This window comes from Thalassovita taeanensis, assembly GCF_900110775.1.
Classification (GTDB): domain Bacteria; phylum Pseudomonadota; class Alphaproteobacteria; order Rhodobacterales; family Rhodobacteraceae; genus Litorimicrobium; species Litorimicrobium taeanense.
Genome location: NZ_FOEP01000001.1, coordinates 440,015 through 451,878 on the forward strand (window position 1 = coordinate 440,015; position 11,864 = coordinate 451,878).

An 11,864-nucleotide genomic window follows, 5' to 3' on the forward strand; every position below is an offset into this window, starting at 1 on the left:
GCCTTTCACCCAATTGTCTGGAAGAACGGACCCGCACAACAGTGTTGAGGACACCGCAATGAAGTTGCCCGAAGCGGTTGATGAAAACCTGTCGTTTCTGCTGGCCGAACTCGACAGTCAGCTCACCACGCTGCAAGCTTATTTCGAAGCCCCCCAGACCGAGACCGCGCAGCGGCTGGTCCAGCGGGCGGGATATTCGCACAACCTTGGATCGCGTGTTCAAAAGGCTTGTCTGTCCGGCCTTTTACGCGGCAAAAGCACGCAAACCCGCCACCTGCAATTGCAAAGCATCGATACACTGGCGCGCAATCTAAACCTACTCAGCCGGTTGGCGCGGCGCGCGGTACAGCACGCCGAAAGCGTGGCACAACGAAAGCTTTTGCGCGCGGAAGCCTATGTGAAACCAATCCAGCAGGTACGCAGCTCGCTGAGGTTGGTTCAGGCCGCGCTGCAATCGCGCGACAGTCGGAAAGCAGTTAAAATCGGCCAGACCCGCGCCAATCTTGATGACTTTTATGACCGGCTGTTTCGCACCTATACGCGCGACATGCACGGCTCGAAACACACCGCTGATCTGGCCAATAGCCTGCTGGCGGCCAATGAAATCCGCCGGATGGGCGAGGCGGTTCAGGGGGTAAGCGAGGCGATCCTGTCGATCAACATCGGTCAGGTCGTTCAGTTTGATCGCTATTTCACCCTGCGCAGTGTCTTGGCGGGGGCCAGCACATCGGACGACGATATCGCTTTGGAACCCTTGGCCGAAACCCGGTCAGGCAGTGCCATTTCCAGCGTCAGCACCCACACCGCCCAAGGCAAACCGATTGATGCGGTGTTCAAGGATGGCGACCACAAGAAGGTGAAGGAAGAACGCGCGGGGGTCAAAAGCTGGAATTCTGTCTATCCCGGCCTCGCGCCCAAAATCCTGTCCTATGAAAAGCGCGGTGAATCAGCGGCGCTGTTGATCGAGCATCTTCCCGGCAAGACCTTCGAGGACATTGTGTTGAACGGGTCCGACGCGCAACTTGCTGCGGCGCAGGCAGCCTTGCATAAAACCGTGCGTGATATCTGGCGCAAGACCAAAACCGATGACCCCGCCGAGGCCGCCTCGATGGATCAGCTGTCGCGCCGGATGGGCGATGTGTATCGCATCCATCCACGATTTCACGGCGGCAAAAAAATGCTTCAAGGCGTTGAGTTGCCCGGCTTTGAAGACCTGATCGCCGCCGCAGCCGCCCGCGAACGCACTCTGACGGCGCCGTTTTCGGTCTATATCCATGGCGATTTCAATCTTGATAATGTGATCTTTGATCCGGTTGAGAAAAAGATCCGGTTCATCGACCTGCACCGGTCACGCTATATGGACTACGTTCAGGACGTGTCAGTCTTTATGGTATCGAACTATCGCCTGCAGGTGCTTGATGCCGCCACGCGCGCGCGCATTGCGCGGGTCGCCATCGGCCTGCATGACACCGCCGCAAAATTCGCCCGGACGCAGGGCGACAAGACTTTCGAATACCGACTGGCGCTGGGCTTGGCCCGGTCGTTTGCCAGTTCGACCCGCTTTATCTTTGATCACGACCACGCAACACGGATGTTCCTGCGGGCGCGATATCTACTGGAAATGGTGCTGGCTGTCCCGGTGGGACGCGAGGCGCGTTTGAAACTGCCCATAAGGGAGCTGTTTAGTGACTGACGTAAAAATCGGGGTGGTCGGCATTCCCGGAAAATGGTCCACCGAAGCGATCGCAGATACGCTGGAGGCGCGCACGGGTTTTCGTCTGGTGATCGACATGGCGCGGGTGACACTTGATCTGGCCGCGGGAACCTTGATGTTTAACGGCGTCGATCTGGGGTCATTGGACGGTTTGGTGATCAAAAAGATCTCCGAGATTTACAACCCCGATGCGCTTGACCGGCTGGAAATGCTGCGCGTGGCCGAGGCGCGTGGCGTAAAAATGTTCAGCCGCCCCGAGGCGATCTTGAGGCTGATGGATCGGCTGGCCTGCACTGTCACCCTCGCCAATGCTAAAATCCCCATGCCGCCAACCATCATCACAGAAGACGAAAGCGCCGCGCACGACGCGCTGTCGCGCTATGGCTCTGCGGTGTTTAAGCCACTGTTTTCCACCAAGGCGCGCGGCATGATCCTGCTGGATCACGATGCCCCCGATGCCGTGCAACAAATCGCCAGCTTTCACGCCGATAACCCGGTGATGTACATCCAGCAGAAACAGAACCTGTCGGGACAGGATCTTGGCATGGTGTTCCTGAACGGCGAATATCTGTGTACCTATTCACGCATCAGCCAGTCGGACAGTTGGAATACGACCATCCATTCAGGCGGAAAATACGCGCCCTTCCAACCGGATGCCGAATTAATTGCGCTCGGTCGCAGGGCACAGGACCCCTTTGGGCTGAGCTTTACCACAGTCGATATTGCCCTGACTGACGCAGGCCCGATCGTGTTCGAGGTCTCGGCCTTTGGCGGCTATCGCGGTGCGCTGGAAGGCTGCGGGATCGATGCAGCAGCGCGCATCGCGGAGCATGTTCTTCACGAGGTTCAGCCATGACTTTGACTAAAGCCACAGACGTTCTTGCGCAGCTTGACCTTTCCCCCGCTGAGGAGGCAGACCCGTTCTATCTTCAGGTCGGCCCAATCACTCTGAAAGTTCTGTCTCCCGAGCCCCTGCGCGGCGCGCTTGTAGAGTATTTCGCCGAGGCGCTGGGCGATGGGGCCGCGCAATTAACGGTGAAGCTGCTTCCCGGTCAGATGCTTGGGGTCGCGCCGAAATGGGTCGAATGGGCGCGCGAGCCCGGCAAAGCTGGGCGCAAAGATGCCATCTTTGATCTGAACGACGCCCGCCTGATCCACAAGGTCCGAACTGGCGTCACGTTCCTTCAATCGCAAACCGAAGTTCTTGCCTTTGGACCATTGATGGACAACGTCAGCACGGTGATCAACTTCATCAACACGCAAGTGCTCAACATCTGTCAACGCGGTGGTTGGCAAATCTGCCATGCAGCAGCGGTAACCAACGGCATCCGGACGCTGGCCATCGCCGGCTTGTCGGGCGGCGGAAAATCCACATCCATCCTGCGCATGATGGACCTGGAAGGCACGCGGTTCGTCACCAATGACCGGCTTATGGTGCGCGGTGGCTCGCCTGTCGAGGCGCTGGGAATCCCGAAACATCCACGGATCAATCCGGGCACGATCGTGGGCAATCCACGCCTGCACGGTATGCTCTCACCGGCCCGACACACCGAACTGCGGGAAATGGCGCCCGAGGCCCTGTGGACGCTTGAAGAAAAATACGACCTAATCATCGAAGACGTCTATGGGCCGAACCGCGTGCAATATGCGGCGCCTTTGACCGACTTCTGGGTTCTCAACTGGAGCCGTCAGTCCAATGCACCAACACGCGTAACCGAGGTCGCGCTGGCGGACCGTCCTGACCTTTTGGGCGCAATCATGAAAAGTCCGGGACCCTTCTATCAATTTCCCGATGGCCAGTTCTTGCGCAATGGCATCGCCCCCATCCCCGCCGCATATCTTGAGGCGCTACAAGGGGTGCGGGTGAAAGAGGTTTCAGGCGGGATCGATTTTGACGCGCTCGCCGAACAAGGCCGTGTGCTGTTCAATGGCTGAGCCGCTGAACCTTGCCGCGTTGATCCGGCATGGGGAGTATCATCAACGCGCTGGTGCGCCCTCGGCCCTGCAACCTTTTCCTCTGACAACGGAGGGGATTGAACAGGCGCGGGCGTGTGGAGATGACATTGCAGCCCGGCTTGAACGCTATGAGGTCACGCTGAACCCGACCCTGCATTGTTCGCCACAGTTGCGCGCCTGGCAGACCGCGTTTGAAATCGCAGGCAAACTTCGCGCCCATGGTCACCAGGTTGCAGAAATCCGCGAAACGCCTTCCCTGTCCGAACGCAGCGTTGGCAGCGCGGCCAACCTGACGGTGGAAGAGATCGAGGCCGTGCTGGAGACTGACCCACGCTATGCCCCTGCCCCGCCCGGATGGAAATCCGACAGCCACTATTGCCTGCCGCTGCACGGCGCGGAAAGCCTTATGGACGCAGGCGCGCGCGTCGCCCGATACTTGCGCGATGTCATTGAACCGTGCCAACCGTCCGCGCCCGGCGTGCTAACACTGTTTGTTGGGCATGGTGCGTCGTTCCGCCATGGCGCGCACCACCTAAACGTCTTGCCTTATGCGCAGATCGCGTCACACTCGATGCACCACGCCCAGCCGTTACTGCTTTGTTACAATGCCCGTGTTAGCTGGCAACACTTTGACGGCGCCTGGAAGAAACGACCGATCAAGGAAGAGCCACTGGACTGAGGATCACCACGTCTTGCAGAACGCCACAGCATTTTCGACGCCCTCTGCCGCACAGCTGTTACCGCCCGTTTTCGACGAGAACTGCGATATTCCGGACCTGCCGCGCGACGTTGAACCATGGTCGTTGCAGGCATCACATTCCGCCACCGGCGATCCAAAACACATGCAGAAAATTTCGGCCTGTCTGGAGAAAGCTCGGACCCATGGTGGCTGGCACTGGCCCTCTAAGCCGGTGGTGTTCCTGTCAGATACCCATGCGGATGCCGAAGGGTTTCTGCGGTCTCTTGTGGCCGCCGGGGTCATCTGCCGCTCGGCTGCAAAGAATAGCGATCAAGCCGGTTTTACGCTCACGGCCTTTGGCCACAGTGCCACGGTGTTGGTTGGCGGCGATTGTATCGACAAGGGCCCCAGCAACCTCGATATGCTCGATGCGCTGGCAGACGTGATCGCCACCGGGGTGGATCTGCATCTTCTTGCAGGCAATCACGATCTGCGGTTGCGTCTTGCGGTCGATGCGCTTCGCGGCCCCCGCAGTCCTTTGACCGACCATCTTTTCGTACGAATGGGCCGCAAGCTTTTGCCTGCCCTGCGCGAAGTCTTTGATCGCTATGTCACAGACGCGGATATTGCGGCCCTTCCGGACGAAACGGCCTGCGCCGCGCGACTGGTGCCACCCGCAGATTGGGCCGCGCGTTTTTCACAGGCGGCCAAAGGCCAACTGCCCGCCAAGGTGATCCGTCTGGAAATCAAAAAGTTGCAGCAAAAAAGCGCCCAATTCGACCGGCAGGTTGCCAAAACAGGCCTCACTACCCGCGAGTTGCTCGCCGCCGCGCTAAAATGCCACGACCTGTTCTTTACGCCCGGTGGCCCTTATGCGTGGTTCTATGACCGCATGGATGTCGTTACCCGTATTGGCTCGCTGCTTTTTGTCCACGCGGGGCTGGATGACAGCATGTGCGCTCTCTTGTCGGAAGGTGGTCCTGATCTGGTCAACGCGCGCTACCGTGCCGAGGCCGAACGCGCCTCCTTTGCCTTTTATTTCGGGCCTCTGGCCAATCTTGTGCGCACCAAGTACCGCACTTCGGACTGCAAGTTGACATCGTCGGGTGTCGATCAACTGCACCGGGCCGGCATTCACATGATCGTACAGGGCCATGTGAACAATCATGCGGGTCAGCGTCTTTTGGCGAAACACGGGGTCTTGCACCTTGAAGGAGATGTAACCCTTGATCGGGCGTCGCGCAGTCTGGAAGGCTTGCCGGGCATTGGCGCCGGTGCCACCTTGATTTTTCCTTCAGGAGATGTGATCGGTCTCAGCCGAGACTATCCGCGAGCAAAGCACTTTGCACCGGAACGCATTGCAGAAAACTGGAGTTGATCATGGCTAAAGAAACGACACGTTTTACGCATGAGTCCCTCCATGATGCCAAGACGATCAAGTCGTTGCTTGCCGCGCTAACAAAAGGGTTTTCAAAAGGCGAGCTGACCCTTTCCGACGAGCAGGACGAGCTTGTGCTACATCCCAGCGGCCTCATGACGGTGCGGATCAAGGCCGAACGCGAAGACGGCCAGTGCAAGGTAAATTTACGTGTCTCTTGGACCGATCAGCCAAGCCAGAGCATCGCCAAAGGAACACCTAAAATCGTATCGTGAAGCCGCAACAAGTCTTGCGCGCATCGAACGGCTCTCTGAAATTCGGACGGTGGCGTCGGCAACGGGCTGAAGTTTCCCGATCTGCAAAGACGAAGCGATCAGCATGCGGGAATTCTGACGCGAACCGCAAGTTGCGCGTCGCGGTACAGGCCTCGGAAGGCGAACAGCACACCGTATCGGAGCTATCTGCTATGGGACCAGAGTTAAAAGTGTTCTGCAGCCCTATCCAAGCAGGATGATCCAGTCCAATCGGTGAGGCCGGATCAGCGGCCTTTGATCCGTTTGGCGTCAAGGCCGGGGGCGTCCTTGTTTGCGGCATATTCTCGTCATTGACGTCCCCCTCGTGTATTGTTCTTCGACCCGGTGCACAGGCACGGCGTCAGTAAAATCTCGTGTCGGGATCTGCCGCCTGCATCCAGATGGGTCGATGCGTGGCGCGTGGTGGCGCGCCATCGTTCCAAAGCATTGTGCCCAGAACGCCCATGACATCTTCCACTGATATGGGATGGTCGGCCATCTGGCTAAGCGATCCAATGGCGTTCGGACGACAGGCCGGGGCCGCCTGAAAGGCGTTATAAAACCGGTTTACCGCATCAGCGAGGCCCGCAGCCTCTTCGTCGACAATAAGAGAGGCTCCGGTGATCACGATCCTTTGCCCCTGATGCAGGCGCCACGCCTGTGCAAGGCCGGCGACTTTGCGCCCGGCCCCCGCCAAGTCGTATCGCCCGGGGCAGAAAGCACCGCGACAAAGGCCACGCGCGACGGGCAGTTGGAAGCGCGCCAGCAGCCCTTCAAGCAGCGCAGCCATTTCGTCATAACCCGTCTCAATCGTGACGCCAGCCGACACAGGGCGGCTGATGGCGAATTGCAGCGTTCCGGGTGAGACCGGGCACAACCGCCCGCCGCCACGGCGGATCGCAACCGGCCACCCCGCCTCGGCACTGCCCTGCGCGACCGTCTCAAAGTCTGGCAGGCGGGCATCCTCAGGCGACGCCAGCAAGGCGCGCGGCGACTGCCAGATCAGCAGCGCGGGCTGACCGGGATCAAAGGGGCTGTCTTGAAAGTAGTCCTGCCGACGAAGCGCCTCTGCCGCAGAGCAGAAGCGCTTCATTTGTACGGCCAAAGAGCTGCCGACCGAGGCCTCAGCCCGCATTCACGGTTCCAATGACCGTGCCCGGGCGGATGACCCCGTCTTTGGGCACGCTGTGCTTGAGGACACCACCAGTTGGGGTTTCGATATCGAAGGTCGATTTCTCGACCATGATCTCGGCAACGACGCTATCCTTGGAAACCGTCGCCCCGTCCGCAAAGAACCAGTTGGAAACGATGCCCTCGGGGGTCACATCCGCGTCCCATAACCCTTCAGGCACGATAATATCGGTCATCTCAGGCCCCCTTCACACTTGCGCGTACGCTATCAGCGATGGTTTTGGCATTCGGCAGCACAAATTGCTCCATCACCCGGCTATAGGGGATCGGCACATCGGGCACCGCCAGACGGCGGGGCGCCGATTTCAGGCAAGTCGGATCATGTTCAGCCACGGTGGCGATGATCTCTCCCGTCAGGCCAAAGCTTTTGTAATCCTCGTCCACCACGATCAACCGACCGGTCTTGGCGACAGATTTCAGGATTGTGTCGCGGTCCAGCGGAACGATGGTCCGCAGGTCGATCACCTCGGCCTCGATCCCCTCTTTCGCCAGCGCCTCTGCGGCATCAAGAGCGTGGTGCACCATCATCGACAGCGTCACGATGGTTGCGTCCTTGCCCTCGCGCACGACCTTGGCCTGACCAAAGGGGATCGCGTACGTGTCTTCCGGCACGACAGTTGCCGCGCCATCGGGCGACGCCATCCACGCCAACCCCTGCAACCCCTTGTGAAACATGAACATCACCGGGCTGTCGTCACGGATCGCCGTGGCCATCAACCCCTTGGCGTCATAGGCGTTCGACGGGGCAACGACCTTCATCCCCGGCAGGTGGGCAAAGGTTCCGTGCAAGGTCTGCGAATGCTGCCCGGCATCGGAATACCCCCCGCCGGTCGCCGTCATGATCACCATCGGAACCTTGTAATTGCCGCCTGAAAAATAAGTATTCTTGGCCGCTAGGTTGTAAATGGAATCCATGCAGACGCCAAAGAAATCGACGAACATCAATTCGACGATGGGGCGCATGCCCGACATGGCGGCGCCAACACCCGCGCCAATGAAACCGGTTTCCGAAATCGGCGTGTCCCGAACCCGGCCATCGCCGAATTCGTCAAGTAGGCCCGATGTGGCCCCGAAAATGCCGCCATAGGCACCAATGTCTTCTCCCATCACAAAGACAGAAGGATCGGTGCGCATTTCCTGAGCGATAGCTTCCGAGATCGCGCGCGACATGGGAAGAATGCGATTGCTGGTCATGGTCTGACTCCTTGAATACGTGTCACGCGAAAACGGCGGTCAGCGCGTCTTCGGGTGCGGGCTCGGTGGCGGCACGGGCAAAGGCAAAGGCCTCATCCACCTCGGCCTTGGCCCGTGCCAGCGCCGCGTCCGCCTCGGCTTCGGTCATGGTGCCGTCGGCAATGGCCGCATCGCGCAACCGCTTGATCGGGTCTTTGGCCTTCAGCGCCGCGACCTCACCCTTGGGTCGATAGGTTTCCGGGTCGCCTTGGAAGTGGCCGTAGTACCGATAAGTTTCCACCTCGATCAGGGTCGGCCCCTCGCCGCGACGCGCACGCGCAACGGCCTCTTTGGCGGCATCAAACAGTTTCAGCGTGTCATTTTCGGCGATATGCACACCGGGAATGCCATACCCCGCAGCGCGAACACTGTTATCCGGCACAGAGGTCGATTTCTCTTTGGAAACCGAAATACCCCAGCCGTTATCCTCTATCACGAAAATCACCGGCAGCTTCCACAGCGCAGCCAAATTCAGCGCCTCATGAAACCCACCTTGGTTGGCGGCCCCGTCCCCCAAATAGGCGACAGCGACCGCATCCGTGCCCTTCATCTTGGTGGCAAGCGCCGCGCCCACGGCGGGGCTTGTGCCCTGCGCGATGATGCCACTGCACGAGAAATTCGCCGCCGGATCCAGCAGGTGCATATGCCCACCACGTCCGCCCGCAAGCCCCTCGGCCTTGCCGAAAATCTCGGCTGTCATCTTCTTCAAGTCCACGCCCTTGGCGATGGCAACATGATGCGGCCGGTGTGTGGCCGTCACCGCATCGTCGGGTCTGAGATGAACGCAAACACCTGCGGCACAAGGCTCCTGCCCCGCAGCAAGGTGCATCTCGCCCGGAACCGTTCCGGCCCCGATATCGAATTTTGGCGATTTCCCTTCCATGTACACGGCCGCCATCGTGTCCTCATAATAACGGGCCTTCTCCATGACCTCATACATCCAAAGAACTTGTGATTTACTCGGCATGAACTCTCTCCCTTCATGGCTTGAGTTACCGTAATTTGCAGAAAATCCCCATTCTGCCCGATCCCTCAGACGGTATCCCTCTGACATGGCTATGCCTTGACTCAGATCAGTTTCTATCCAAAAGGCACTTCAACTCCGATTTTCCTGACGTCGAAATCGCCCCCCGCTTTTGCGGGGTTTTGGCAGAAGCCGCTTCTTGGCATCGCCTGCGGGGCGACATATGTTATTGCTTGGTTTCTTCGATCCTGGCATTGGTTCGGGGGCGACCGCACCCTTACACGATTGAAACAATCGGGATCACGCGCGAGCGCGCCCGGTTCACCCGTGAAACCCCATCAGAAGCGCTTTTCCACCATGACGGCGCAATAGGCGGCCTCAGAGTCCGACGTCGCAATATTGGAGTTGGTTTGCGTATAGTGGCAAGACAACCGCGGGACGCTGCCGAAGATACGAAGAAGATCATCATAAGCCTCGATACCGACGTCCCAGAACCGGTCCGATCTTGTCACCCCGGTGTGTTCGTCCGGAGCGCCATAGTCGCGCAGCCCAAACTCGCCAGACACCCCGAAAGTCAGACGCCCATTCACCGGTTTCTGGAGCGAGGCAAACAACGACTGGCTGAAATACCTATTCCGTGCCCTCTTGGGATTGTTGCGGCTCAGGAAAGCAAGCCCGTATGAATATTCTACATCGCCCTGCAATTTGTCCGCCATCCCGATGGACAGACTGAAATCGGGATGCCGCCACGCCGTCTCGCCGTCATATTTGCTGCGCCGGGCGCGCAGGGACGTGGATAAGACCCCGGTGGACGAGACAAAACTGTGGTAGGTAAGGTTTGCGCCAAGCGAGGTGTGATCGGTTTCGCTCGCGGCCCCCGCACCATCAAAGGTTATCCTTTGCAGATAGGTTTCCAGTTTGATGATCTCATTGTCGGTTTTCCGCTTCCACTCAGAGCTCAGCCGGGCATTGGTACGGTTCAGATCCTCCTCGACGAACCGGTCACGGGTCAGTTTCAGCCCATAGGCCAACTCTGTCCGTGCGCCCAGATCAACGGAGTATTTAGCCAAAGCGCCCAGATGGATGCGAGACCCTGACGGGCTTTCGCCCTCATTGCTGGCACCTGCCAACGACCCTAGCCCATCCAGATTCCCATAGAAGATTGAGTTCGAATGGTGCTGCGCAAGATCGGAACTGGACAACAATCCGAGAGTCATTCGGAAATCCCACGGGCTAAGCGGCGCATCGTGGGCGTGACTGCCCTTCCCCGCATCATGCTGCCCGCGCAGTTCGGTATCGCTTGATATTGGTCGTCCGATGGTGCGCTGCAGCCGCGCTTGTTCCTGTTCGCGCTCTTGCTCCTGTTCGCGGTCCTGATGTTGGTCCTGCACCTGCACCTGAACTGTAGACTGGGCGGGCGCGACTGTTGTGATGGCCGCTGGCGGCGCGCTGCTGCTGGTCCTGTGGCAGGACACGCACTGTGACGAGGACATAGCCGACAACGGCGGGTGTGCGGCTGGAAGCCTGGCGTTGCTCTGGTGGCAGCCAGTACAATCATCGCCAAATTGCGGGCTGGCCTTTGCCGCCACTGCCCCCCCAAATGCCGCCACCACGACGCCGACGACAAGGATCAATGCCCGCAACTGGCTTTTAGAACGAAAAGTCATTGAGATCATTGTTTTACCTTTCGTAGCTTTCAGCCCCTGGATGCGAGCCACCGCCCGGCAGCTCACGGCAGCGCAAAGTCGAAGTCATGGCATGTTGCGCAATAATCCTCCGACTCTTCATGCTGCCAGTGACACAACGTGCATTCGGCATATGGCGCACCATGGGGTGACCCATGCGGGTTGGCATGCAGACTTGGGTCCGTCCGCGCGGCAAGCTGTGCCAACGTGCCGTGGCAGGTCAGGCAGACCTCCATTTCCGGCTCTTCGAACGGGGCCTCTTCACTGTGGCATGCGACACAGCCGAACCCGACCAAAGCGTGCTTGTGATCCAGCGGCATTTTCCCCGCCAGCGACATCGGCCGTTTCGGAGTGTGGCACGTTCTGCAATGTGCCAAGGGCATCTCGACGGTGGCCACGTGCCCCTCAGGCAGAACTGGATCTTCAAGGTGACAGCTGCTGCACTTGCCCAGCACAGAAAAGGCATTGCCCGAATGGCCTTCCTCGCCTTTCTGCTGGCGCGATCTACGCCTGTCGCCACTGTCCGATGCCAGGACGATCCCAAGCCCTCCGTTGGCGGGCGCGCAAATTTGTTCGGACCCAGTATAGCCTGGAATGCCGCAATTCTGCCCCACCAAAGATGACGGAAAGCAAATGCTGACAAGAACCAGACATACAGCGAAAAACCCAGACGCCCAGAACATACGGCGCAGTTTGGTCGGTATCGTCATTCATACCTCAGGCAGAGCCGGAAAAGGGCCATGGCGGCGATCAAGCCGCCATGGTGTTTTG

At 59.1% G+C, this 11,864-nt stretch carries 12 protein-coding genes; 6 read left to right on the forward strand and 6 right to left on the reverse strand.

The genetic code is table 11. The features are described 5' to 3' along the window. Positions 1–58 precede the first annotated feature (58 nt). The 6 genes from BSF79_RS02035 to BSF79_RS02060 are packed head-to-tail and all read left to right on the forward strand — an operon-like array spanning position 59 to position 6,002. Positions 59–1,693, forward strand: a complete 1,635-nt coding sequence (locus tag BSF79_RS02035) for a phosphotransferase (protein ID WP_090267648.1) — start codon at positions 59–61, stop codon at positions 1,691–1,693. After that, positions 1,686–2,570: a GAK system ATP-grasp enzyme gene (locus tag BSF79_RS02040; protein ID WP_090267650.1), complete on the forward strand. Its 885-nt coding sequence runs from the start codon at positions 1,686–1,688 to the stop codon at positions 2,568–2,570. Before BSF79_RS02035 ends, BSF79_RS02040 begins: the two co-directional genes overlap by 8 nt. Continuing rightward, positions 2,567–3,649 (forward strand): HprK-related kinase B, encoded by a 1,083-nt coding sequence (locus tag BSF79_RS02045; RefSeq protein WP_245776288.1) that lies wholly within the window; start codon positions 2,567–2,569, stop codon positions 3,647–3,649. The genes BSF79_RS02040 and BSF79_RS02045 overlap by 4 nt, the downstream gene beginning before the upstream one ends. After that, positions 3,642–4,349, forward strand: coding sequence for a histidine phosphatase family protein (locus tag BSF79_RS02050; protein ID WP_090267652.1), 708 nt, complete (start codon positions 3,642–3,644; stop codon positions 4,347–4,349). Before BSF79_RS02045 ends, BSF79_RS02050 begins: the two co-directional genes overlap by 8 nt. Before the next feature lie 13 nt (positions 4,350–4,362). Further along, the gene (locus tag BSF79_RS02055; protein ID WP_090267655.1) at positions 4,363–5,727 is read left to right on the forward strand and encodes a metallophosphoesterase; all 1,365 of its coding nucleotides are present in this window, start codon (positions 4,363–4,365) and stop codon (positions 5,725–5,727) included. Between the two features lie 2 nt (positions 5,728–5,729). After that, on the forward strand, positions 5,730–6,002 hold the full coding sequence (locus tag BSF79_RS02060; RefSeq protein WP_090267657.1) for an amphi-Trp domain-containing protein: 273 nt from the start codon (positions 5,730–5,732) through the stop codon (positions 6,000–6,002). A 379-nt stretch (positions 6,003–6,381) separates the two neighbouring features. Here BSF79_RS02060 and BSF79_RS02065 read toward each other — a convergent pair whose 3' ends face one another. The 6 genes from BSF79_RS02065 to BSF79_RS19680 form a co-directional block, all read right to left on the reverse strand. Then, positions 6,382–7,155: a lipoyl protein ligase domain-containing protein gene (locus BSF79_RS02065; protein WP_090267659.1), complete on the reverse strand. Its 774-nt coding sequence runs from the start codon at positions 7,153–7,155 to the stop codon at positions 6,382–6,384. After that, a complete protein-coding gene (locus BSF79_RS02070) occupies positions 7,145–7,387 on the reverse strand; it encodes a biotin/lipoyl-containing protein (protein ID WP_090267661.1) in 243 nt (80 codons plus the stop codon). Before BSF79_RS02070 ends, BSF79_RS02065 begins: the two co-directional genes overlap by 11 nt. 1 nt (position 7,388) lies before the next feature. Further along, positions 7,389–8,405, reverse strand: a complete 1,017-nt coding sequence (locus BSF79_RS02075; RefSeq protein WP_090267663.1) for an alpha-ketoacid dehydrogenase subunit beta — start codon at positions 8,403–8,405, stop codon at positions 7,389–7,391. 22 nt (positions 8,406–8,427) lie between these two features. Beyond that, on the reverse strand, positions 8,428–9,411 hold the full coding sequence (locus tag BSF79_RS02080; protein ID WP_245776289.1) for a thiamine pyrophosphate-dependent dehydrogenase E1 component subunit alpha: 984 nt from the start codon (positions 9,409–9,411) through the stop codon (positions 8,428–8,430). Positions 9,412–9,746: 335 nt separating this feature from the next. Next, complete coding sequence (locus BSF79_RS02085) at positions 9,747–11,075, reverse strand: surface lipoprotein assembly modifier (RefSeq protein WP_175545233.1); 1,329 nt, start codon at positions 11,073–11,075, stop codon at positions 9,747–9,749. Between the two features lie 62 nt (positions 11,076–11,137). Then, a complete protein-coding gene (locus BSF79_RS19680; protein WP_175545234.1) occupies positions 11,138–11,803 on the reverse strand; it encodes a cytochrome c3 family protein in 666 nt (221 codons plus the stop codon). Positions 11,804–11,864 lie beyond the last annotated feature (61 nt).

Coding starts and splice junctions, on each gene's coding strand:
- BSF79_RS02035 (WP_090267648.1), top strand. CDS start 59: ATGAAGTTGCCCGAAGCGGTTGATGAAAACCTGTCGTTTCTGCTGGCC.
- BSF79_RS02045 (WP_245776288.1), top strand. CDS start 2,567: ATGACTTTGACTAAAGCCACAGACGTTCTTGCGCAGCTTGACCTTTCC.
- BSF79_RS02050 (WP_090267652.1), top strand. CDS start 3,642: ATGGCTGAGCCGCTGAACCTTGCCGCGTTGATCCGGCATGGGGAGTAT.
- BSF79_RS02060 (WP_090267657.1), top strand. CDS start 5,730: ATGGCTAAAGAAACGACACGTTTTACGCATGAGTCCCTCCATGATGCC.
- BSF79_RS02065 (WP_090267659.1), bottom strand. CDS start 7,155: ATGCGGGCTGAGGCCTCGGTCGGCAGCTCTTTGGCCGTACAAATGAAG.
- BSF79_RS02070 (WP_090267661.1), bottom strand. CDS start 7,387: ATGACCGATATTATCGTGCCTGAAGGGTTATGGGACGCGGATGTGACC.
- BSF79_RS02075 (WP_090267663.1), bottom strand. CDS start 8,405: ATGACCAGCAATCGCATTCTTCCCATGTCGCGCGCGATCTCGGAAGCT.
- BSF79_RS02080 (WP_245776289.1), bottom strand. CDS start 9,411: ATGCCGAGTAAATCACAAGTTCTTTGGATGTATGAGGTCATGGAGAAG.
- BSF79_RS02085 (WP_175545233.1), bottom strand. CDS start 11,075: ATGACTTTTCGTTCTAAAAGCCAGTTGCGGGCATTGATCCTTGTCGTC.
- BSF79_RS19680 (WP_175545234.1), bottom strand. CDS start 11,803: ATGACGATACCGACCAAACTGCGCCGTATGTTCTGGGCGTCTGGGTTT.